27 protein-coding genes are annotated in these 19,845 nt (G+C 65.9%); 1 reads left to right on the forward strand and 26 read right to left on the reverse strand.

The features are described from left to right. Nucleotide 1: 1 nt before the first annotated feature. From trbK-alt to NO932_RS06980, 25 genes are all read right to left on the reverse strand, one after another. Nucleotides 2-382, reverse strand: coding sequence for a putative entry exclusion protein TrbK-alt (trbK-alt, locus tag NO932_RS06865; protein ID WP_309210392.1), 381 nt, complete (start codon nt 380-382; stop codon nt 2-4). A 10-nt stretch (nt 383-392) separates the two neighbouring features. Beyond that, nucleotides 393-1,154: a P-type conjugative transfer protein TrbJ gene (gene trbJ / locus NO932_RS06870; protein ID WP_309210393.1), complete on the reverse strand. Its 762-nt coding sequence runs from the start codon at nt 1,152-1,154 to the stop codon at nt 393-395. Next, entirely contained in the window at nt 1,151-3,589 is a 2,439-nt protein-coding gene (trbE, locus tag NO932_RS06875) for a conjugal transfer protein TrbE (protein ID WP_309210395.1), read from the reverse strand. The genes trbJ and trbE overlap by 4 nt, the downstream gene beginning before the upstream one ends. A gap of 7 nt (nt 3,590-3,596) precedes the next feature. Continuing rightward, complete coding sequence (locus NO932_RS06880; RefSeq protein ID WP_309210396.1) at nt 3,597-3,878, reverse strand: VirB3 family type IV secretion system protein; 282 nt, start codon at nt 3,876-3,878, stop codon at nt 3,597-3,599. Then, entirely contained in the window at nt 3,878-4,210 is a 333-nt protein-coding gene (locus tag NO932_RS06885; RefSeq protein WP_309210397.1) for a TrbC/VirB2 family protein, read from the reverse strand. The genes NO932_RS06880 and NO932_RS06885 overlap by 1 nt, the downstream gene beginning before the upstream one ends. Next, nucleotides 4,207-5,190: a P-type conjugative transfer ATPase TrbB gene (trbB, locus tag NO932_RS06890; protein ID WP_309210398.1), complete on the reverse strand. Its 984-nt coding sequence runs from the start codon at nt 5,188-5,190 to the stop codon at nt 4,207-4,209. Before trbB ends, NO932_RS06885 begins: the two co-directional genes overlap by 4 nt. Before the next feature lie 168 nt (nt 5,191-5,358). Beyond that, entirely contained in the window at nt 5,359-5,793 is a 435-nt protein-coding gene (locus NO932_RS06895) for a ribbon-helix-helix protein, CopG family (protein WP_309210994.1), read from the reverse strand. Nucleotides 5,794-5,801: 8 nt separating this feature from the next. Continuing rightward, nucleotides 5,802-7,787, reverse strand: a complete 1,986-nt coding sequence (locus NO932_RS06900; protein ID WP_309210399.1) for a conjugal transfer protein TraG — start codon at nt 7,785-7,787, stop codon at nt 5,802-5,804. 31 nt (nt 7,788-7,818) lie between these two features. Then, complete coding sequence (locus NO932_RS06905; protein WP_309210400.1) at nt 7,819-9,558, reverse strand: DUF3363 domain-containing protein; 1,740 nt, start codon at nt 9,556-9,558, stop codon at nt 7,819-7,821. 244 nt (nt 9,559-9,802) lie between these two features. Beyond that, on the reverse strand, nt 9,803-10,579 hold the full coding sequence (locus NO932_RS06910; RefSeq protein WP_309210401.1) for a lytic transglycosylase domain-containing protein: 777 nt from the start codon (nt 10,577-10,579) through the stop codon (nt 9,803-9,805). A gap of 4 nt (nt 10,580-10,583) precedes the next feature. After that, nucleotides 10,584-10,919: a DUF736 domain-containing protein gene (locus NO932_RS06915; RefSeq protein ID WP_309210402.1), complete on the reverse strand. Its 336-nt coding sequence runs from the start codon at nt 10,917-10,919 to the stop codon at nt 10,584-10,586. A gap of 47 nt (nt 10,920-10,966) precedes the next feature. Beyond that, nucleotides 10,967-11,512 carry a S26 family signal peptidase gene (locus NO932_RS06920; RefSeq protein WP_309210403.1) on the reverse strand — a complete coding sequence of 182 codons (546 nt, stop codon included), beginning with the start codon at nt 11,510-11,512 and terminating at the stop codon, nt 10,967-10,969. Beyond that, nucleotides 11,509-12,018 carry a DUF2840 domain-containing protein gene (locus tag NO932_RS06925; RefSeq protein WP_309210404.1) on the reverse strand — a complete coding sequence of 170 codons (510 nt, stop codon included), beginning with the start codon at nt 12,016-12,018 and terminating at the stop codon, nt 11,509-11,511. Before NO932_RS06925 ends, NO932_RS06920 begins: the two co-directional genes overlap by 4 nt. Then, a complete protein-coding gene (locus tag NO932_RS06930) occupies nt 12,015-12,269 on the reverse strand; it encodes a hypothetical protein (RefSeq protein ID WP_309210406.1) in 255 nt (84 codons plus the stop codon). The genes NO932_RS06925 and NO932_RS06930 overlap by 4 nt, the downstream gene beginning before the upstream one ends. Next, the gene (gene parA / locus NO932_RS06935) at nt 12,266-12,904 is read right to left on the reverse strand and encodes a ParA family partition ATPase (RefSeq protein WP_309210408.1); all 639 of its coding nucleotides are present in this window, start codon (nt 12,902-12,904) and stop codon (nt 12,266-12,268) included. The genes NO932_RS06930 and parA overlap by 4 nt, the downstream gene beginning before the upstream one ends. 211 nt (nt 12,905-13,115) lie before the next feature. After that, a complete protein-coding gene (locus NO932_RS06940; protein WP_309210410.1) occupies nt 13,116-13,997 on the reverse strand; it encodes a replication initiator protein A in 882 nt (293 codons plus the stop codon). Nucleotides 13,998-14,008: 11 nt separating this feature from the next. Further along, on the reverse strand, nt 14,009-14,290 hold the full coding sequence (locus tag NO932_RS06945; RefSeq protein WP_309210411.1) for a helix-turn-helix domain-containing protein: 282 nt from the start codon (nt 14,288-14,290) through the stop codon (nt 14,009-14,011). 138 nt (nt 14,291-14,428) lie between these two features. Further along, nucleotides 14,429-14,902, reverse strand: a complete 474-nt coding sequence (locus tag NO932_RS06950) for a DUF2285 domain-containing protein (protein WP_375142854.1) — start codon at nt 14,900-14,902, stop codon at nt 14,429-14,431. Further along, nucleotides 14,880-15,206, reverse strand: a complete 327-nt coding sequence (locus tag NO932_RS19360; protein WP_375142855.1) for a transcriptional regulator domain-containing protein — start codon at nt 15,204-15,206, stop codon at nt 14,880-14,882. The genes NO932_RS06950 and NO932_RS19360 overlap by 23 nt, the downstream gene beginning before the upstream one ends. Nucleotides 15,207-15,320: 114 nt before the next feature. Beyond that, nucleotides 15,321-15,584, reverse strand: coding sequence for a DNA -binding domain-containing protein (locus tag NO932_RS06955; RefSeq protein ID WP_309210413.1), 264 nt, complete (start codon nt 15,582-15,584; stop codon nt 15,321-15,323). Between the two features lie 134 nt (nt 15,585-15,718). Beyond that, nucleotides 15,719-15,970, reverse strand: a complete 252-nt coding sequence (locus tag NO932_RS06960) for a hypothetical protein (protein ID WP_309210414.1) — start codon at nt 15,968-15,970, stop codon at nt 15,719-15,721. Nucleotides 15,971-16,153: 183 nt separating this feature from the next. Continuing rightward, nucleotides 16,154-16,480, reverse strand: coding sequence for a DUF736 domain-containing protein (locus NO932_RS06965; protein ID WP_309210415.1), 327 nt, complete (start codon nt 16,478-16,480; stop codon nt 16,154-16,156). 102 nt (nt 16,481-16,582) lie between these two features. Next, nucleotides 16,583-16,798, reverse strand: a complete 216-nt coding sequence (locus NO932_RS06970) for a hypothetical protein (protein WP_309210416.1) — start codon at nt 16,796-16,798, stop codon at nt 16,583-16,585. Nucleotides 16,799-17,041: 243 nt separating this feature from the next. Continuing rightward, nucleotides 17,042-17,485: a hypothetical protein gene (locus NO932_RS06975; RefSeq protein ID WP_309210417.1), complete on the reverse strand. Its 444-nt coding sequence runs from the start codon at nt 17,483-17,485 to the stop codon at nt 17,042-17,044. A gap of 140 nt (nt 17,486-17,625) precedes the next feature. Further along, the gene (locus NO932_RS06980; protein WP_183079439.1) at nt 17,626-17,793 is read right to left on the reverse strand and encodes a hypothetical protein; all 168 of its coding nucleotides are present in this window, start codon (nt 17,791-17,793) and stop codon (nt 17,626-17,628) included. A 352-nt stretch (nt 17,794-18,145) separates the two neighbouring features. Here NO932_RS06980 and NO932_RS06985 point away from each other — a divergent pair, with 352 nt between their 5' ends. After that, on the forward strand, nt 18,146-18,850 hold the full coding sequence (locus tag NO932_RS06985) for a hypothetical protein (protein WP_309210418.1): 705 nt from the start codon (nt 18,146-18,148) through the stop codon (nt 18,848-18,850). Between the two features lie 45 nt (nt 18,851-18,895). Here NO932_RS06985 and NO932_RS06990 read toward each other — a convergent pair whose 3' ends face one another. Then, entirely contained in the window at nt 18,896-19,819 is a 924-nt protein-coding gene (locus NO932_RS06990) for a DUF2493 domain-containing protein (RefSeq protein ID WP_309210419.1), read from the reverse strand. Nucleotides 19,820-19,845 lie beyond the last annotated feature (26 nt).

Here is a 19,845-nt window from a genome sequence, read left to right on the forward strand (position 1 = left end):
ACTATCGGTCCTCGTCCAGCTGCGGCGCCATCTCCTTGCGGATCGGATCCTCCGTGATTGCGCTTTGGATGGGCGCTTCAGGCGGAGGCGGCGGAGCCTCCGCCGCCTCGGGCAAGCGCGCCACTGGCCGCGCGCCGGGGGCCAGGAAGCGCTCGCGGTTTTCCGCCCAGGCGCGAAGGCAGGCCGGGTCACGGGGCCCAGCCTCCCCGAGGCGCTGGCACCGGATCAACTCGGCGCGATGCGGGTCCGCGGCCGCGACGGCGGGGGCCGCCAACGGCGTTGCCGGCTCTTCCTCCTGCCGGGTCAGCTCGATCGCGGTCGCGGTGATCGCGACCGCGACGAACACCACCGCGCCGAGACGGGCCAGCATCTTTCCGTCCATGACGCCGCCCTCAGTTGCCGTTCGGGAACATTCGGGCGTTGCCGGGCTGGTAGCCCACACCCGGCGTCAGGAAGCGCCGGCGCTGCTCGCGGCCTTGCTCGGCGGCTGCTGCGCGTTCGGCTTCCGACAGCGCCTGCGCGCGACCGTTGGCGGCGACGACAGCGGTGAGGTCGGCGAGCTGCTGGGCCTGGAGCGCGAGGAGCTGGTTGCCGGCCTGTGCAGCCTGCAGGGCGCCGGTCGCGCCTTGGCTCTGGCCGACGAGCGCCGACATCTCCGCACGGTTGGTGTCAATGTTGCCGACGACGCCGGCCTGCACCCGCATGGCGTCCTGCAGGCCGCCGACCGTGTTCTGCCATCGCTCGCGCGCCTGCGCCACGAGCTGCTGGTCGGAGGCGGAGAGCGACGCGTTGCCGTAGGTCGTCGTGAACGCCTGATCGATCTGCTGGACATCGTAGGCGATGCGCTGCGCCTGACCGAGGAGTTGTTGCGTGCGCTGGACGGACTGCTGCAGCCGCTGGAGCGAGGAGTAAGGCAGGCTCGCCAGATTGCGCGCCTGATTGATCAGCATCGTCGCTTCGTTCTGAAGCGATGTGATCTGATTGTTGATCTGCTCGAGCGCGCGAGCGGCGGAGAGAACGTTCTGCACGTAGTTCGTCGGATCGTAAACGATCCATTGCGCGGACGCCGGCTGGACCATCACGGGTGACATCGCAACGGGAATGGAAAGGATCGACGCGGCAAGAAGCGCCGCGCGTGAGCGGCGGAAGATCATGGCTGTGTCTCCAGGTTGTTGAGGTTGGGGATGATGTCGGCGGCCCAGGCGACGCCGCGCAGGCGCAGCCAGGCCGGCAGGAATCCTTCGCGGCCGTTCTCGGCCACGATGCGTTCGATCGCGGCCTGATCGGTCTTCGAGGAAGCCGCGCAGAGCGCCAGCGCCACGTCGGACAGACCGAGTTCGAAGAGCCGGTTGCCCCGCCGGGATTGGCAGTAGTAGTCGCGCTTGGGCATCGCGCGGGCGAGGATCTCGATCTGGCGGTCGTTGAGTCCGAAGCGCCGATAGATCGCGGTGATCTGCGGTTCGATCGCGCGCTCGTTCGGCAGCAGCAGTCGGGTCGGGCAGCTCTCGATGATGGCCGGCGCGATGGCCGAACCGTCGATGTCGGACAGCGATTGGGTGGCGAAGACGACCGAGGCATTCTTCTTGCGCAACGTCTTCAGCCACTCGCGGAGCTGGCCGGCGAAACCTTCGTCGTCGAGGGCAAGCCAACCCTCGTCGACGATCAGCAGCGTGGGGCGGCCGTCGAGACGGTCCTCGATGCGGTGGAACAGGTAGGCCAGCACGGCCGGCGCCGCGCCAGTGCCGATCAGGCCCTCCGTCTCGAAGGCCTGCACCGAGGCTGCGCCGAGATGCTCGCTCTCGGCGTCGAGCAGCCGGCCGTAGGCACCACCGACGCAATATGGCCGCAGCGCCTGCTTGAGGTCGTTAGACTGGAGGAGGACGGCGAGCCCCGTGATGGTGCGTTCGGCGACGGGCGCGCTCGCAAGCGAGGTCAGCGCCGTCCAGATATGCTCCTTCACCTCGGGCGAGATCGTCACGCCCTCGCGCATCAGGATGGCGACGACCCAATCGGCCGCCCAGGCGCGCTCCGGCACGTGGTGGATGCCGGCGAGTGGTTGCAGCGATACGCTGTCGGCCGCGCCCTCGGTCAAACCGCCGCCGAGATCATGCCAGTCGCCACCCATGGCGAGCGCCGCCGCGCGGATCGATCCGCCGAAGTCGAAGGCGAAGACCTGGGACCTCGCGTAGCGCCGGAACTGGAGCGCCATGAGCGCCAGCAGCACGGACTTGCCGGCGCCCGTCGGCCCGACGACGAGCGTGTGGCCGACGTCGCCGACATGAAGGGAAAACCGGAACGGGGTCGATCCTTCGGTCCTGCCATAAAGCAAGGGGGGTTGCCCGAAATGCTCGTCCCGTTCCGGCCCCGCCCACACCGCCGACAGCGGAATCATGTGGGCGAGATTGAGCGTCGAGATCGGCGGTTGCCGAACGTTGGCGTAGACATGGCCTGGCAGCGAGCCAAGCCAGGCGTCGACGGCGTTGATCGTCTCTGCCATCGCCGTGAAGTCGCGGCCCTGAACAATCTTCTCCACCAAGCGCAGCTTCTCGGCTGCGATGCGTGGATCGGCGTCCCAAACGGCGACCGTTGCGGTGACATAGGCCTGACCGGCATAGTCCGCGCCGAGTTCCTGGAGCGCGAGGTCGGCATCGGCCGCCTTGTTCGCCGCATCGGTGTCGACGAGCACCGATGCCTCATTGGTCATCACCTCTTTCAGGATCGCCATGATGCTCTTGCGCTTGGCGAACCATTGCCGCCGGATCTTGGTGAGCAGCCTGGTGGCGTCGGTCTTGTCGAGCAGGACGGCGCGCGTCGACCAGCGATACGGAAAGGCGAGCCGGTTGAGGTCGTCGAGCAGCCCGGGCGTGGTCGCGGTCGGAAAACCGACAATGGTGAGGATGCGGAGATGCGTGTCGTCGAGGCGCGGCTCCAGTCCACCGGTGAGCGGTTGATCGGCCAGCAACGCGTCGAGATACATCGGCGTCTCTGGCACACGCACGCGATGGCGCTTGGTCGAGACGGTCGAATGCAGATAGGTCAGCGTCTCGCCGTCATCGAGCCATACACATTCCGGCATGAAGTTCTCGATGAGCTGAAGCACGCGGTCGGTGCGATCAGCGAAGCCGCGCAACACTTCACGAGGGTCGAGACCATTGTCGGCCTTGCCTTCATAGAGCCAGCCCTCGGCGCGAGCGGCGTCCTCGGCCGGCGGCAGGTAAACGAACGTCAGGAAGTAGCTCGACTCGAAGTGCGAGGCGTCTTCCTCGAAATCGGCCTTACGCTCGGCGTCGACCAGGGCGGACGCCGCCTCGGGAAAACGGCTCGCCGGATAGGCGCCGGCGCCATGGCGCTGCGCTTCGACAAAGATTGCCCATCCCGAGCCGAGCCGGCGGAAGGCGTTGTTGAGGCGGCCGGCGACGGCGACGAGTTCGGCCGGCACCGCGGAATCCAGGTCGGGACCGCGAAAGCGGGCGGTGCGTTGGAAGCTGCCGTCCTTGTTGAGGATGATGCCCTCGCCCACGAGCGCAGCCCAGGGCAGGAAATCTGCGAGGCGGGTTGAGGTCCGGCGATATTCGTCAAGGTTCATCATCGGGGTCTCACGCGCTCAGGTGGCCGGGAATGCGAAGGTGACGGCGCACCACGTCGACGAATTGCGGATCGCGTTTGGCCGCCCACACGGCGGCGAAATGCCCGACCGCCCAGAGCCCGAGACCGACCAGCCAGAGGCGGAGGCCAAGGCCGAGCGCCGCCGCCAGCGTGCCGTTGAGGATTGCGATGGAGCGCGGCGCGCCGCCGAGAAGGATGTGCTCGGTGAGCGCGCGATGAACCGGGACGGCATAGCCTGGCACGTCGCCGGCGCTGTCGATCAGGCTCGCCATCAAACGAGCGCTCCGCCGCCGAAAGAGAAGAACGACAGGAAGAAGCTCGACGCGGCGAAAGCGATGCTGAGCCCGAACACGATCTGGATCAGCTTGCGGGTGCCGCCTGACGTGTCGCCGAAGGCCAGCGTCAGGCCGGTGATGATGATGATCATCACCGCGATGATCTTGGCGACCGGACCCTCGATGGATTCGAGAATCTTCTGGAGCGGCGCTTCCCATGGCATCGACGACCCAGAAGCATGGGCAGCAGGCGCGATCATCAAGGTGACGAAGGCGACAGCCGTTGCCGTCGCGATATGACGGCGAATACGCAAGGCATGGCGGATCATGCGGGATCTCCTGAGGCGGACTGGGTTGCGGGGATGACGCGGTAGTCGCCATGGGGCTGAAGACCTTCGACGCGGGCGAGTTCGGCGAGGCGACGGGTCGAGCCGCGGCCGCTGAGGACCGCGACGAAATCGATGGTCTCTGCGATCAGCGCGCGCGGGACGGTGATGACGGCTTCCTGAATGAGCTGCTCGAGGCGGCGCAGCGCGCCGAGCGCGGTGCCGGCGTGAATCGTGCCAATGCCGCCCGGGTGGCCCGTCCCCCAGGCCTTGAGCAAATCCAGCGCCTCGGCGCCGCGCACCTCTCCGATCGGAATGCGATCGGGGCGCAGGCGAAGCGATGAGCGGACGAGATCGGAGAGCGATGCGACGCCATCCTTCGTCCGCATGGCGACCAGGTTGGGCGCGGCGCATTGCAGTTCGCGCGTGTCCTCGATCAGCACGACGCGGTCGAAGGTCTTCGAGACTTCGGCAAGCAACGCGTTGGTGAGCGTGGTTTTGCCGGTCGAAGTGCCGCCGGCGACGAGGATGTTGTGGCGGTCTGCGACGGCGCGGCGGAGGATCTCAGCCTGTTCAGCCGACATGATCTCGGCGGCGACGTAGTCAGCGAGCGTGAAGACGGCGACGGCAGGCTTGCGGATTGCGAACGCCGGGGCCGCCACGACCGGAGGCAGCAAGCCCTCGAACCGCTCTCCCGTCTCGGGAAGCTCCGCCGACACGCGCGGTGAACCGGAATGAACCTCGGCGCCGACGTGATGCGCAACGAGGCGGACGATGCGCTCGCCGTCGGCGGGCGACAGGCGCTCTCCGGTGTCCGAGAGCCCTTCGGACAGCCGGTCGATCCAGAGCCGCCCGTCGGGATTGAGCATCACCTCGACGATCGACGGGTCTTCCAGAAATCCGGCGATGGCGGGGCCGAGGGCCGTGCGTAACATGCGCGCGCCTCGTAGGATCGCCTCTGATTGCTGGTGAGAAGCCGCCATGTCGTCCCCGTTCTGCGCGGGACCGCAAACATGCGGCCCTGATCGGGGATGAGTAGAAGAGGCAGAAATCAGGTCATGACAACAAGCAGGATGGGGTCGTAGTGCTCTGGCGTACAAAGACAGGGCCACGGCGGAACTGACAAACTCTTGCGATGCCCGGAGCGACGATTATTCCGCGCCCGGGACACCTGCGACGTCTTCGGAAATCTCCTCACGCACTTTCGGTCCCTTCGCGAGTCGCCGCCCGAGTGCTGCGACGAAGGCGTCGTACCGCTCGCCCGCCTGTGCGCGTGCGGCTGCCTGGGCTGGCTCCGGTAACGGCGGATTGGTGGTGAGCCAGTGGCGGACGAAAACGGCCAACATTTCCACGGAAATGCCGAGGTCGCGTTCCATGCGCGTCATGCGCCGGTCGAGCTGGTCCAATCGCTTGGTGGTCGCGGCTTCCTGGCGCTCGGGGGCATCGGGCGACAGGAAGGATGCGATCGCCGCTTCCGCGACCAAGGATCGCGATTGATCGCGACGCGCGGCATAAGCGGCGAGCGCCTTCATGATGTCCGCATCGAGATAGACCGAGAGGCGCTGCTTCTTCGGAATCTTCATGATCGCCACGCTCAGAGGTCCATCCCGTCGTTGGGATCGAGCGAGACCTGCCGCGCGACGCCCTGCATCACCTGGTTCAGCCGGCCTGCGCGCGCGGCGTCGTCATCAGCGTCGTCGGGACCGTCGAGGTCGAACTCGTTGTCGATCGGCGCCTTCCTCTCGACAGGCTTCACCGCGGTCAGCTCCGGTTGCTGACGCCGTTCGGAGCCGGTCGAGTCGTCGTCGCCGGTACCGTCCTGCTGCGCGGCTGCATCGAGTTGCGGCCGCGACGGCAATGGCAGGACGCTCCAATCGTCCGGCTTTCCCTCGGATGGCTTCGCAAGCGCCGGCGGCGGCAGCACGCGCTCCTGAAAGCGGCGATCCTCGAAGTAACGCGCCTTCTTCGCGCGGATCGGCGGCGTGCCGGCGACCATGACGATCTCGTCAGCGGGCGGGAGCTGCATTACCTCGCCCGGCGTCAGCAGCGGGCGCGCGGTCTCCGATCGCGACACCATCAAATGGCCAAGCCACGGGCTGAGCCGGTGTCCGGCATAGTTGCGCATCGCGCGCATCTCGGTCGCGGTCCCCAGCGCATCGGACACGCGCCTAGCCGTCCGTTCGTCGTTGGTGGCGAAGCTGACGCGGACATGGCTGTTGTCGAGGATCGAATTGTTCGGCCCATAGGCTTTCTCGATCTGATTCAGCGATTGGGCGATCAAAAAGCTCTTCAGCCCATAGCCCGCCATGAACGCCAAGGCGCTCTCGAAGAAGTCGAGGCGCCCGAGCGCGGGAAACTCGTCGAGCATGAGCAGCAGCCGATGCCGGCTGCTTTTGGCGTTGAGATCCTCCGTCAATCGGCGTCCGATCTGATTGAGGATCAGGCGGATCAATGGCTTGGTGCGCGCGATGTCGGAGGGCGGCACCACGAGATAGAGCGTCGACGGCTGCGCTCCGCCGGCGATGTCGGTGATGCGCCAATCGCAGCGCCGCGTGACCGCGGCGACGACTGGATCGCGATAGAGGCCGAGAAATGACATGGCGGTCGAGAGAACGCCCGAGCGCTCGTTGTCCGATTTGTTCAGTAGCTCGCGGGCAGCGGAGGCGATGACGGGATGCGGTCCGGCCGCGCCGAGATGCGCGGTCTTCATCATGGCGGCGAGCGTCGACTCGATCGGGCGTTTCGGGTCGGACAGGAAGGCGGCGACGCCGGCGAGCGTCTTGTCAGCCTCGGCGTAGAGCACATGCAGGATCGCGCCGACGAGGAGCGCGTGGCTGGTCTTCTCCCAGTGGTTCCGCTTCTCCAGGCTTCCTTCGGGATCGACCAGGATGTCGGCGATGTTCTGGACGTCGCGGACCTCCCACTCGCCGCGGCGGACCTCGAGGAGCGGGTTGTAGGCGGCCGACTTCGCGTTGGTGGGATCGAAGAGCAGCACCCGGCCATGGCGAGCGCGGAAGCCTGCGGTGAGCTGCCAGTTCTCGCCCTTGATGTCGTGGACAATCGCGGAGCCCGGCCAGGTTAGCAGCGACGGCACGACGAGGCCGACGCCCTTGCCGGAGCGCGTTGGCGCGAAGCAGAGCACATGCTCGGGACCGTCGTGGCGCAGATAGGCGCGGTCGAACTTACCTAGCACCACTCCGTCGGGTCCAAGCAGCCCGGCGGCCTTCACTTCATCGGCTTTCGCCCACCGCGCCGAGCCGTAGGTCTCGACGTTCTTGGTTTCGCGCGCTCGCCAGACCGACATGCCGATCGCGACCGCGATCGCGATGAAGCCGCCGGACGCGGCAATGTACGCACCCTCAACGAAGATCCGTGGTGCATACGCATCGTAGAAGTACCACCACCAGAAGAAGGCCGGTGGATAGTAGATCGGCCAGCCGAAGAGTTCGAACCATGGCCGGCCGAGCTGCGGCTGGAATCCGAGCTGCCATGCCGTCCACTGCGTCGCGGCCCAGGTGGTGGCGAGCACGATCAGGGAGACGACAAGGATTTGGCCCCAGAGGATTTTGGTGGCCGACATGGCGGAGTCCTTTCTTGATGAGGCGCGCTGTTCACAGGCCCAGCCCTCGCTTGCGGCCGAAGCTCCAATCGATGCCGCCGTCGCTTCGGCCGAGGCCGGAGACATGACGGCCGAGCTGTTTTTCGAGTGAGGGCGCCCAGGGCACGAGCTGGAAGCCAAGGCCGTCGTCGATCATCGCGAAGCGGCCAGAGGCGAGCGCGATGCGCCGCTGATAGGCGCCGGCGACATATTCCCCCGCCGCGGCCTTGTGGAATACGCGGCCGGTCTCTGTCGCGAGCTTGGCGCCCACGGCGTCGAGTTCGCGCCGCCGCAGCGTCTCAATCAGGTTGCGGCTGAAGCTGACGCCGCGGTTCTGACGTTCGGCCAGACCTTGCCCAACTAAGTGTTCGGCGCGCCGGTCGAGGGCGGCGCGCACTTCCGCGCCGAAGCCCCCGCCGCCGAGTGCAATCGGCTCGCGGGCGATCGCCTGCCGATCAAGCCAAGTCGCACCATTCGCCGTGACCTGCTGCTCGATGGTGAGGTCGGACCGGACTGCGATTGCGACGCGACGCTGCCCCTTCGCGTCGTCGAACCTGCGCAGCTCGACGATCGAGCCGCGCGCGCTGTCGCCGGCGGCGTCGAGGTCGGGCAGTTTGATGTGATGCGTGCGGCCGTCCGTGCCATCGACCACGGCATAGGCCGTACCCTTCAGCTCATCGTCGAGTCCGCGGGCGACCAGCCGGCCGACGACAGGATCGTCCAGGCTTTCCCCGGCGAGCACATAGTTGGACGCACCGCGTTCGATCCCGTGTTCGGTCAGACCGCGATGGATGCGCTTGATGATGTCGCCGCGTTCGCCGAGCTGGCGCAGCGTCGTCTCGGCGTTCTCCGAAATCGTCCACTGGCCGGGACCGATCTGATCGGCGAGGCCGAGCGATTCTAGTTTGCGCAGGCGTCCGACCTTGAGCGCGTGAAATTCGTCGGGCTGGCGGTCGGGCCGCGGCGCGAGGTCGACGACACCAGTGCGGTAGCCGTCGCGCGCAAGCTGACGATCGAGGTTGGTCCAGCGCTCCGTGTCGATCTGGCGCTCGAGCGTGCGGCGAATTTCATGATCGGTGCGCGGTCCGAGTTCTTTGGTAATCAGATCCCGTGCCCGATCCCGCATCCCCTCCTTGATGTAGTCGCGTGAGATGACGAGGTTCTCGCCATCGTCGCGCACGCCGCGCACAATCAGGTGGACGTGGGGATGCTCGGTATTCCAGTGATCGACGGCGACCCAATCGAGCTTGGTGCTGAGGTCCTTTTCCATCTGCCCGACGAGATCATGCGTAAAGGTCTTGAGGTCCGCCATCTCCACGGCGTCGTCGGGCGATACGATGAACCGGAAATGATGCCGGTCATCCTCGCAGCGCTCGGCGAATTCCTTCGGATCGGCATCGTCTGCGCCGGGACCGAACAGCCTAGCCTTCTCTCCGTCCCGGGTGACGCCCTCGCGGCGTAGATAATTGAGATGGGTGGCGAGCGGCGCGCCGCGTCCGGCGTGACGGACGACGCGCGCCTTGACGACGGCGCCGCGCGATCGGGAGGTGATGAGCCGGTTGGCCTGCACCGACGCGCGCTGACCCTTGCCGAACCGAGAGCGATGGCCCGGCCCGATTGTCCCCTTGCGGGAGACCGATCCGCCTGCGCGCTGGGCGGCGGCGAGCGCCTGGGCGATGAACGGTCTGGCGCGCTGCACGTGGGGGGAGCGGATGCGGCCTGGCCGGATGCGGAAATCGTTCTCCTCGCTCATGGCGGCAAGACCGCACATCGCGCGATAGCGCTGATTTGCTTATGAAATCGCCGATGCCGCAGGCTGCGCCGATCAGGCGCGCCTCGCGATTTCGCCGCGTAAGCCCCTGAAAAACCACGACCGAACCGACGCGCACATCGCGCCCCTTTATCCTGCCATCGTGCGGTCGTGTTGCCTTGCTCCCCCGTCGGCGTTCTCCATGATGCGCTGGGGCACGCCATACCGCGATCCGGTGCAAGCGCCGTCATCGCGGCCCTCCACCGTACGGTCGCGCGACGAACAGGCCGACAGACTGCGGCGTGATCGCGGGAACCTCGCGCTCCGGAGCTGCAGCCGGAGCGCCGTCCGGACGGCCTTCGGTCCACATAAGATCGGCAGAAGGCGGACCTTCGATGCGCGCGATGAACAGTGGCGCGCGCGTCCACGCCAGCGGATCTGCGGCCGCAACGGTGACGGGGCCCGCGATCTCGCCGCCGCCGACAAGAGGTGCGAGGACCGCGACATAGGCCCGCGTTTCGGCCGGCAACGCACGGCCGCTCGCAAGATATTCATTGTAGCGACCGGGGCCGGCGTTATACGCCGCGAGAAAGCCCGGCGAACCGTATCGGTCGTGCATTTCCCGCAGATAAGCCGCACCCGCTAGAATGTTGTCGCGCGGCTCGTAAGGATCGCTCCCGAGCCGGTGGCGAGTGCGCAGCTCGGCCCAGGTGTCGGGCATGATCTGCATCAGCCCTATGGCGCCGGCCCGGGAGATCGCGCGCACATTGCCTGCGCTCTCGGTACGCATGACGGCGCGAATCCAGGTCTCCGGAATGGAAAAGCGTCGCGACGCCTCGGCGATGAAGGCGGCAAACGGATCGGCAGGATTGGTCTGCACGATTGGCGCGCTCTGCGCCAGCGTGGCTCCGGGCGGTCCGGCGACGAACAGCAGGCCGGAAAGGAAAAGGGTGGAGAGACGCCGGGCGGCGCGCGTCCGCCCGGTCTCCACGGAATGCCAGCGCGATAGGCGAAGCGTCCGCATGGCCTCAGTCTCGCTCGCCGTGCTTCGGCGGACGGTTCCAGTGCAGGCCCCAGGCCGATTTGTTGTCGCCGGACTGGAACAGGTTGGCGCGCAGTGGTCGCGCGAGCATGGGATCGTCGAGAAGCAGCGAGACATACTCGCCGGCTTTCTCGCTGGTGCGCTTCCAGCCGGCGCCGATCTCCGGACCATCCTCGCCGCCGAGATGGACGCGGAAGTCCGGCGTGTTGTCGGCATCGGAAGGTTCGGCCGGAAGGAGGGAGAGCGCGATGTCGAGCGTGAGCGTCCGTACGTGACCGGAATAGCCGGACTTCGTGCGCGTGAATTGGCCGATCTGTGGCATGGGAAAGTTCCTTCTGCTGTTTATGAGGGAGAGGCTCGGCGCGCCGTTCATCGTGTTGGGGCGCGCCATTCGAAGCGGCCGCTGCCGTCTTCGTCGGTCCACACCGGCATCGCGCGGCCGATGATCGAGCCGGTGGAAATCGGACCGAAGTAGCGACCGTCGAGGCTGTCGCGGACGGACCAGTTCATGAGGAAGATCTCGCCGTCCGCTATCCGTCGGCAGCCCTGCCAGACCGGCAGATGACGGCCGAGCCGGTCGCGGTCGAGCGCCTCGCCCATGGCGATGCCGTCGACGGCAATGCGTGCGCCGATACGGCAGATCTGTTGCCCAGGAAGGCCAGCGACGCGCTTCATGAGAGGGACGCCCCGCGGCAGATAACCGCGATCGGCCAGGAACGACGCGAGCGGCTCGGGGGCGTCCACGGCGACGAGGTCGGTCACCTCAAGACGCGGCGACCGATCGATCGAATAGAGCCCGATCGGCGTGCTGGCCGAGGCGTTCCAGATCAGCTTCGGCGCGATGTGAACGAACGACAGACCGCCGATCAGTATCACGGTGAAGTACGTCGTCATGACGTAGCCGAACCGCGTCATGACTCGACCTTTCGACGGAGAAGGATGGCCCTATGCTGCTCGGCCGTGTAGCTGCGCGGCTCCTGGCCGGCAGCGAAACGATTGTGAACGTGCCGCCAATGATGCGGCGAGACCTCGGCTGGATTGATGCCGATCGACTCGATGGCGTCGACGATCTGCAGGACGCGCTCGACCTTCGGCCAGCCGTCCACCTTCAGCAGAATGTCGCCGCCGGGACGCACGAAAGGCAGAGTCTGGTAAGGTTCGCCTGGCGAGATCGCGCGCACGATGTCGATGCGCGAGATGATCGTCCCAAAGTCATTGGCCGCCCAACGGACAAAGGCGAAGACACTATGGGGCGGGAAACTGACCACGCGCCGACGCCGGTCGAGAATCTGTTCGTGGACGTCCTGGCCGAACCGAATCCAGTACTCGACCTTCTTCTCGATCCATGTCAGCTCAACGCGGGTCAGACCGTCGGGTGAGAGCGCCGCCGGCGCACGGCGCAAGTGAGGAGCCCCATTCATGGCGTACCTCCTTCGGCTGGGGGGAATTCGCGGGCGAGCAGTTCGCGGAGCATGTCGGCGACGGTGACGCCGCGCTGGAACGCGGCGATCTTGAGCCGGCCGCGCATGTCGGGCGTGACGTCGATCGTGAGCCGCGCCGTGAATGCGGATGCGTCGCCGCCGCGAAGCAGTGGCGGATCGGAAGCTTTGACCCAAGTCTCGGGATCGGCGGGGCGTGCGGCGAAAGCGCGCTTCTGGGATCGCTCGGTCATAATGCGATCCTCGCGATCTCGGCGCAGAGGGCGGCGATCTCGCGCGCCGCCGGGCTGTCCTCGTCAATTTCTGAAACGAGTTGTCCAGACCGCGCTGTGTCGGCGAAGGCGACGCGCTGCCCGATCGTGGACACGAGCACCGGCGGGTCATGGTCGGCGAGCGTCTCAGCCGTCTCGCGGGCGATGATTGTGCGCGCGCCGCACCGGTTGAGCACAAAGCGGGCCACGAGCTGGGGGCGGTAGATGCGCGCTTCGCGGAGCAGTAACAGCATCTCCGCCGAGGCCCAGCCGTCGAACGGCGATGGCTGCACCGGGATCAGGACCAGGTCGGCGGCGAGCAAGGCGGACCGCATCAGCCCGGCGACCCGGGGCGGTCCGTCGATGACGATGTGATCGGCGTCCCGCGCCAGCTCCGGCGCTTCGCGATGGAGCGTGTCCCGCGCCAGGCCGACAACTCCGAACAGGCGCGGCAAACACTCGCGTGCGCGTTGCTGCGACCAGTCGAGCGAAGAGCCTTGGGGGTCCGCGTCGATGACCGTGACGCGTTGGCCGCGTCGCGCCCATTCACCGGCGAGATGCAGCGCGAGTGTGGTCTTGCCGACGCCACCCTTCTGATTGAGGAGCGCGACGATCATGACGCGCTCCCGGCCGCTGCCTGCGGTTTATCCGCAGGCGGGCAAATCACGGGGCCCGTTAGAAAGATTCCGTAGGAATCTAGGTTAGAGAAGTTACGGGAGCCGCAAGCCTTTGAGTTTGCGCGGAGAATCGACGATTCCGGTCCCCGATAGCACGAGGATCGGGTCCTCGATGGCACGATAGACGCGGTCCTCGATAGCACGAGGCAATTCACAGCTTATCCCCAGTGCGAGCTTTGGACCGGCGGCGTCGCGGCGTGCCGAAGGACGCCGGGTCGGTCGGAGCGAAGGAAAGACGTTCGCGTCCGCTGGCCGGCTGCTCGATGGTCAACCGGTAGCCCGGCAGCGCCTGGCGTCGGACGATGTCGCGCAGGTCATAGGCGAAGTGCTTGAGAGGAGAGAGCGAACCGGACTTGGCGTGGAGGTGGACGAAGTCGAAGCTCCAGCCGAACTCCTGCCGGCCGCCATGCTTGCGCACCAGCCGGTAGAGCCAGCGCTCCAGGCCGCCGGTGAGGTCGAAATACGCACGATCGATGGTGAGCACGAGTGCGTCGTCGAGGAGAGCGGCGTAGAACCAGTCGGGCACGATCAGCTCGAGGCCGAGTGGCCGGCCGTGAGGATCGGCCTTCTCCTTCCACTCGTTGATCCAGGAGAAGCGATGCATCCGCCGCTCTGTGGGCTGACGGATCGAGGTCGCCACGGTGGTGGATTGGAGGCGGTCGAGTGCGGCCTTGAGACGGTTGTAGTCACGTAGCGACACGCCGCGGCCGATGAAGTTCAAGATCTCATACGGCGTCGTACCCATGAGTCGTGATGGCCGCAGGCCGGCGTCCCGCGCTTCGACGATCTGGCTGGCCGCCCAGATCAGCACGTCGGCGTCCCAGATGGTGGCCATGCCATGCTCGGGCACGGCCTCGACGCGGATGACGATCGATCCCGCCTTGAAGTCGATCGGCGCCAGGCGCTTCGACTTGGCGAGGGAGAAGAACGGATAGGCCATAAGGTCCTGTGCATCTCGCGGCGCGAGGTCGCCCGGCAGCGCTCGGAAGAGGTCGAGCTGCTCGCGTTCGCTGCTGTGATGGCGGGATGACATGCGGGCACGTCTCAGCGGGCGTGGCGGACGGGACGAGCCTGCGTCGTCGCATCGTGGCGCTTGGCGGGAAGGACCGCACCGCGCGGATCGGAGGTGGAGGTGACGGCGCCGCTATCGGCCCAGGCCTGCAGATCGTCGATGGCGTAGACAACGCGACCGCCCAGCTTGCGGTATGCCGGGCCGGTCCCGTAGGTCCGATGCTTCTCCAGCGTTCGACCGGAAAGGCCCAAGAATCGTGCAGCTTCGGGGGTGCGGAGAAAGCGCGGCGGCAAGCCGGCTATGTTGGCGGACATGATCGGGTCTCCGGGGCGTTCGTTGGGGCCGCTGGCGAACAGCGGCGGGCGAAGGCAACGGTGGCGAAGAGCTGCCGCGCGGGGGGATGGCGAAGATGGGAAGGCTTAAATCGCACCCCTAGCGAGATGCGGAGCGCGTCATGAGCGCCGGCGATGGCGAAGCAGCTTGCGATAGCCGCCGGCGATCAGTGCGAAGCCGTCCTTGACGAGATCGATGGTGCTGTCTCGAAGAGCCGAGGTCTTCCATGGATCTTCGGCAACGCGAGAGGTCCCGTAGATCGTGTCGGCGATCTCTCGATAGCTCGCCCCGTCCATGCGACCGTCGACTGCCTGCAGCATATGGCGCAGGCGGCGGCGTTGCTGGGCGGTGAGCCGGGAGTCCGGGGGCACGGGGCGATTGTTGAAGGCGCGCCAGAGCCTCGTGGCGGCTTCGATACGATCGAGGCCGTCGGCGCCGAGCGGAACGAGTGCAGCGACAGGGTGATCAGGAGCGACGTCGTCGGTCAGGAGCACCCGCACAGCGCTGGCGCCGTGGCCGTGGAAGGTGCTCAGGCCGTCGGCCGAGTTGCGCCCGGTTTCGCGATTCAGGTCAGGCGGCGCAACACTCTGCAAGCCCGGTATCGGCGGAAGCGCTGTGAGGATGACTGTGCCCGGATCGGCCTCCGGCGCCCAGAAGACTGTGGTTTCGGTGGCGTTGAGCGTTGGAGGGACTTCGAAATTGCAGCCCCCATCGAGCACGCACCAAATCCCTGTAACGTTGAGGATCGACTACTCCGCGTTCGATTTCAGCGTAGTCGCGCTGGTAGTCGGCGTTGCGCCGCAGCCATTCCCAAGCGAGGTCGGCAGCTACGAGACCGTCAACGTAATCGTAGGTCGATGAAGAGCGCCACCGGGATGTATCGAGAGTCATCCGCATCCTCCTGACCGCACGCCGCGTGCATGTTTGGGCGGACACGATTCCCGGTTGAGTTTGTCGCGTGAAGTACGGCCGACGGCAACGGGTGATGCCGGAGCGGCACCACGAACCAAATCAGTGCCGACTTTCGCGGACGAGCTCGCGGTAGCCTTGCTCGGTCATCCAGCGAGCGCGGGCGAGATGACTGCGGTGAACGATCTGGGCGCGCTCCGGCTCGCGTTCCGGGTCGATGCCGAACAGCACGGAGACGGCTTCCCGCCAGTCAGCGCCGTCGGTTTCAGCGTCGAGCAATCGCAGGTAGACCTTCATGTGCGTGCGGTCGTAACTGGTAAGCGCGGGGCTCTGTGGCGGCTCATCGAGAAATTGTTCTTGCATCATGCTGATCCCCCGGCAGCCGCTATGGTCGCCTCTGAATCAATTGTTAACCATACTCGTTTTGCGACGAAGTGCGAGGGTGACGGGAGGCATCGCACGATGTGCGCTCGGCATCGCCGCTGAAGCCTGCAGTTAGACTAGGAGGTCGAAGAGGTGATTTTGGCTCGGACAAGCATGACTCCTTCGCCCTGGTCGGACGTCAGGAAGACGATGCCGTGTCGCTCAAGTACCCGTCGAACTTGGTCGCGCGTGCTCTCATACACCTCGAGCCCATTTATGGATTCGAGGCGCTTGAGCGCGGTCAGCGAGACCTGGGCCTTGTCAGCGAGCGTCTCCTGATTCCATCCAAGCAACGCGCGTGCGGCCCGCGATTGTCGGGCGGTGATCATGCATGATCACCTCCCATCGACGCGAACCCGCACGCCAGAACTACGACTATAATAGTCGTTCTAGAGCCGCCTTGCTACCTCTAAGCGGCTATCGGACCGCACAAGGCGCTTTCAGGATCTGACTGATTCGGTCGCTTTGTTCGCCAAAGGCCCCGGCCTTCCGGCCGGGGCCTTGCGCGTGCCTCAGTCGCCGCGCCGCCCGTTGGGGCGGGACCAGATCAGCGAGAAGCTCTCGCCGTCCTCGTCGTCGAAGAGGTTGGCGTAGATCGGGGCGTTGAAGCTCGGATCGTCGAGCTTGAGACCCAGATAGTCGCGGCCCTCGTTGGAGCGCTTGGACCAGGCGGCGCCGATCTCGGCGCGGCCGACCAGGACCCGGTGGCTTGGGGCGTTCTCGCCGGTGGCGCGCTGGTCGGGGACGATGCGCACGTTCTTCGCCTGAACGCTGAGGGTGACGATTTCGCCGGTGAACTCATTCGAGCCGGTCTTCTTGAAGGTGCCGATGGTCGCCATTGTAAGTCTCCGTTCTCCGTTCCCGAGCCCGCACCATTGCGGCCTCGATGGCGATCGGTTGGCCGGAGGCGATCGACGGCGCACCCCGAAGGGGCCTGACAGCTAAGGAGGACTTTCTTGTCTCGCGAGGAATGGCGGCGAAGCCGGCAGGGGAAGAAAGTTTGACGCGGCTGTTGCGTCATAGGCGATCGAGGCGCAGCCGACCTTCGGCCAGATCAGGCCATTGAAGAGGCCGTTTGGAGCGGTCAAGGCACGGTCAGAGACGGAAAAGATGGCGGCCATCGCGCACTGGCAAACCGGCGTCACGGCAATGCTCACCGGCTTCGTCTCCTCCCGGCAGGCCATTGCTGCTGCATCTTGGCCTCCACCGTGCTCAGGGAGATCGCCGCGCCGGATGTCCGGTGTGCCGACCAGACATGCGCCTGCCACGGCAGCGCTCCGACGAGGGCCGCTTCCCGGATCCAGCATCGATCCGCGCCCACGCTTGCATCACAACAGCTCGGAGGACGTGGACGGCACCAGCCATCGCTGTTCCGGCCCTTGCAACGGCAAAGACGAAGATCAGGCTCGTGCGAGACCCTGACCGGATGGGCTTCGGGCCGCCGCCATTCCCGCGACCCGCACGAAGGCGGTGATGCCGACTGCGACCGCGCCGATGACGGAGAACGTGAGCTGCCATCCGTCGGACGGCATGAGGTGCTTCACTATGCCATGGGTCGCATGGAAGCCAGCGATCGCCGCCGGCGCGACGAAAACGGCGGCCACAATCAGCTTCAGCCACGCGGGCCGAGCGAAGGTGATGAGCAGATGTCCGGACGCCAGCGTGATGGCGGCCGCGATGGCGCCGATCAGGATCGCGCCCGGAATGCCGGCGCCCGTGCCATGCGCCCAGGCGCCCGCGGTTACGCCGATGAACGCCGGCAACGCGAAGACGGCGAGCGTGAACAGCAGCCAGCAAAGCAGGCCGACCGCTGCGAGGGATGCAAGTATTGCGAGGATGATCATGGTGGTGGCCTCCGTAAGGACAAAGTCTGACGGTCGCGCCTTCCACCACCACCACGGCGCACCCGAAATATAGCGCAAGACCGGCAGTGCCGGGAGCGGAAATCTTCGGCGATCTCCGCTGTGCCGGCCGGCGCCGCGCATTAGGGGGCGAAGGGATCGATCTCATGGACGATGGCGGCGAGATCGCCGTCGTACTCGCTAGCGGGCGTAACCGAGAGGGTGCCGTCACCAGCCTGGAAGATGATGATGGCGGCCATGAGCGTGGTGGCGAGGCTGAAGGCGAAGGCGTGAGCGTCGTTGAGGGACATTGATCCGGCTCCTGTTCGAGCGGAGGACCATCCCCCGCTGACAGGCGCCCGAAGTGTCGGACTGAGCGCTGCAATCACCGCGCAGGCGCAGCCGAAGCGGCGGCATGCTCGCATAGCCGACCCTTTACGGGTTGATGGCGTCAAGCGATCAGTCGGACCAAGGATCAGCGCAGATAAGCGGGGGGTGCTTTGCTCAACGTGGAGGCATTGATCAGGTCCACAGACCTCATGCGCTTCGTCGTGCGAAGTCGCTGCGTGTCGGCTATTCTTGCACCGGGTGACTCGGTGTCTGCGCCTGGAGCCCCGAGGCGGTAACAGCAATGCCTCACCAGAAACAAAGAGGATATCCGGCATGGGAGAGATCACCATCCCACGCGATGAACAGGTCGCCATCGCGACGATCGACGCCAGCGAGTTGGACAGGCTCATCGATCAGGCGATCCGAGAGGAAAGATCGGGTGATCTGCACCGTCTGCATCTCGGAAATTGCGGCACCTACATTGCAACGAAACTCCGTGCCTTCGAACAGGCCTTGGCGAGACACCGCGAGGCCAAGGCGCCGCGAAAGCGCGCGCAAACGGAAGACGCTCTCCGCCGCGCAGGGCATGATTTGACCTTCGCAGTCGGGGCCATGAAGCGCCGACTGGAAGCTGAACAGAAAGACGCGCAGCTCTTCGTCGTCGATGACCAGATCATGCCGCCGTATCGCTTTAGCAAACATCTGAGTGTCAGGGTGAGCTATCGTTGGCGTGGGACGGTCGACGACGAGTGGAAGTTCGGCCACATAACCTTCGTCCACGACGTCGATCTGCGTCCGGACTATACGAGGCCGGCCCCCAAGCGAAAGCCGAGCGCCGCCAAGCAAGAGCAGGACCTGCAAAACACGCTCTATCAAACCTGGGAGCACCTGATGAGAGGCGCGCTCTATTCGGTCAGGGACTATTTCAGGGACGGCGGCGATGGGGACAAGATCCCGGACACCTTTCAGGCGACGGTGGATTCTCATAGCGGTGGGCTGAACAATTACAGCACGCAGTTCTGGCGCCAGCAGCCTTGAACGCCTTCGCCTGTCAGGACGGTTGGAGGTGAGAGATGGCGGCGCTTACGCGCCGCCGAATTTCCAGACCGGGATGCCGAGCTTCTTGGCCTTGTCGGCGACGTTGTCGTTGATGCCCGTGCCGGGGAAGTGCATCACGCCTTTCGGCACGATCTGCAACATCTGGTCGTTGCGCTTGAAGGGCGCCGCGCGGCCGTGTTTCGTCCAGTCGGGGGCAAAGCCGATCTGCGGCACGTTGCGATTCTTCGCCCAGAGAGAGGCGATCTTCTCCACGCCCTTTGGTGATTTGCCGTGGACCAGCACCATGTCGGGATGCTTCTCGTGGACCTGGTCGAGCTTGGCCCAGATCAGGCGGTGATCGTCGAAGTCGAGCCCGCCGGTGACGACGATCTTGGGACCGGGCGGAAGTAGCACTTCTTGATCGGCGCGCTTCTTCGCCATGAGGAAGTCTCGGCTGTCGATCATCGCCGCAGTGAGATTGCGATGGTTGACCTTCGATCCGCTGCGCGGGAGCCAAGCCTTGCCGACGTGGCGTTCGTAGTGTTCGGCGGCCTGGTCGCGCATCAGCTCGAACGCGTTCTGGCGCTCGATCAACGTCTTGCCTTCGGCGATCATGCGCTCCAGCTCGACCGACTTCACCTCGCTGCCGTCCTGTTCCCGCTGCGCGCGCCTCTGGGCCTGCTCATTGTCGTCCAGTTCCCGGCCGATCCGGTCGGTGGCGCGGTGGAAGACGTTGACCGTCGACCACAGGAGATCATCGAGGTCGGGCTCGAGGCGCGTGTCCTCCAAGGTGCCGATCAGGGCGTCGAAGATGTCGGCGACAGCGCCCGCGACTTGGTTGCCGTCGGGCAGAAGTCGCTGGTCGGGCTCGTCGGCGAAGGGTCGGTATCCGTGGAGCTGGAGTTCGTTGAGGACATGGTCGGTGGGTGAGGATTCGTGGTGCGGTTCGTAGTCGTCGTGCTTGCGCATGGGATGCTCCGTCGGTTGGACCGCGA

This window comes from Pelagibacterium sp. 26DY04, assembly GCF_031202305.1.
GTDB lineage: Bacteria > Pseudomonadota > Alphaproteobacteria > Rhizobiales > Devosiaceae > Pelagibacterium.

Coding starts and splice junctions, on each gene's coding strand:
- trbK-alt (WP_309210392.1), bottom strand. CDS start 382: ATGGACGGAAAGATGCTGGCCCGTCTCGGCGCGGTGGTGTTCGTCGCG.
- trbJ (WP_309210393.1), bottom strand. CDS start 1,154: ATGATCTTCCGCCGCTCACGCGCGGCGCTTCTTGCCGCGTCGATCCTT.
- trbE (WP_309210395.1), bottom strand. CDS start 3,589: ATGATGAACCTTGACGAATATCGCCGGACCTCAACCCGCCTCGCAGAT.
- NO932_RS06880 (WP_309210396.1), bottom strand. CDS start 3,878: ATGGCGAGCCTGATCGACAGCGCCGGCGACGTGCCAGGCTATGCCGTC.
- NO932_RS06885 (WP_309210397.1), bottom strand. CDS start 4,210: ATGATCCGCCATGCCTTGCGTATTCGCCGTCATATCGCGACGGCAACG.
- trbB (WP_309210398.1), bottom strand. CDS start 5,190: ATGGCGGCTTCTCACCAGCAATCAGAGGCGATCCTACGAGGCGCGCGC.
- NO932_RS06900 (WP_309210399.1), bottom strand. CDS start 7,787: ATGTCGGCCACCAAAATCCTCTGGGGCCAAATCCTTGTCGTCTCCCTG.
- NO932_RS06905 (WP_309210400.1), bottom strand. CDS start 9,558: ATGAGCGAGGAGAACGATTTCCGCATCCGGCCAGGCCGCATCCGCTCC.
- NO932_RS06910 (WP_309210401.1), bottom strand. CDS start 10,579: ATGCGGACGCTTCGCCTATCGCGCTGGCATTCCGTGGAGACCGGGCGG.
- NO932_RS06915 (WP_309210402.1), bottom strand. CDS start 10,919: ATGCCACAGATCGGCCAATTCACGCGCACGAAGTCCGGCTATTCCGGT.
- NO932_RS06920 (WP_309210403.1), bottom strand. CDS start 11,512: ATGACGCGGTTCGGCTACGTCATGACGACGTACTTCACCGTGATACTG.
- NO932_RS06925 (WP_309210404.1), bottom strand. CDS start 12,018: ATGAATGGGGCTCCTCACTTGCGCCGTGCGCCGGCGGCGCTCTCACCC.
- NO932_RS06930 (WP_309210406.1), bottom strand. CDS start 12,269: ATGACCGAGCGATCCCAGAAGCGCGCTTTCGCCGCACGCCCCGCCGAT.
- parA (WP_309210408.1), bottom strand. CDS start 12,904: ATGATCGTCGCGCTCCTCAATCAGAAGGGTGGCGTCGGCAAGACCACA.
- NO932_RS06940 (WP_309210410.1), bottom strand. CDS start 13,997: ATGTCATCCCGCCATCACAGCAGCGAACGCGAGCAGCTCGACCTCTTC.
- NO932_RS06945 (WP_309210411.1), bottom strand. CDS start 14,290: ATGTCCGCCAACATAGCCGGCTTGCCGCCGCGCTTTCTCCGCACCCCC.
- NO932_RS19360 (WP_375142855.1), bottom strand. CDS start 15,206: ATGCGGATGACTCTCGATACATCCCGGTGGCGCTCTTCATCGACCTAC.
- NO932_RS06955 (WP_309210413.1), bottom strand. CDS start 15,584: ATGATGCAAGAACAATTTCTCGATGAGCCGCCACAGAGCCCCGCGCTT.
- NO932_RS06960 (WP_309210414.1), bottom strand. CDS start 15,970: ATGATCACCGCCCGACAATCGCGGGCCGCACGCGCGTTGCTTGGATGG.
- NO932_RS06965 (WP_309210415.1), bottom strand. CDS start 16,480: ATGGCGACCATCGGCACCTTCAAGAAGACCGGCTCGAATGAGTTCACC.
- NO932_RS06975 (WP_309210417.1), bottom strand. CDS start 17,485: ATGATCATCCTCGCAATACTTGCATCCCTCGCAGCGGTCGGCCTGCTT.
- NO932_RS06980 (WP_183079439.1), bottom strand. CDS start 17,793: ATGTCCCTCAACGACGCTCACGCCTTCGCCTTCAGCCTCGCCACCACG.
- NO932_RS06985 (WP_309210418.1), top strand. CDS start 18,146: ATGGGAGAGATCACCATCCCACGCGATGAACAGGTCGCCATCGCGACG.
- NO932_RS06990 (WP_309210419.1), bottom strand. CDS start 19,819: ATGCGCAAGCACGACGACTACGAACCGCACCACGAATCCTCACCCACC.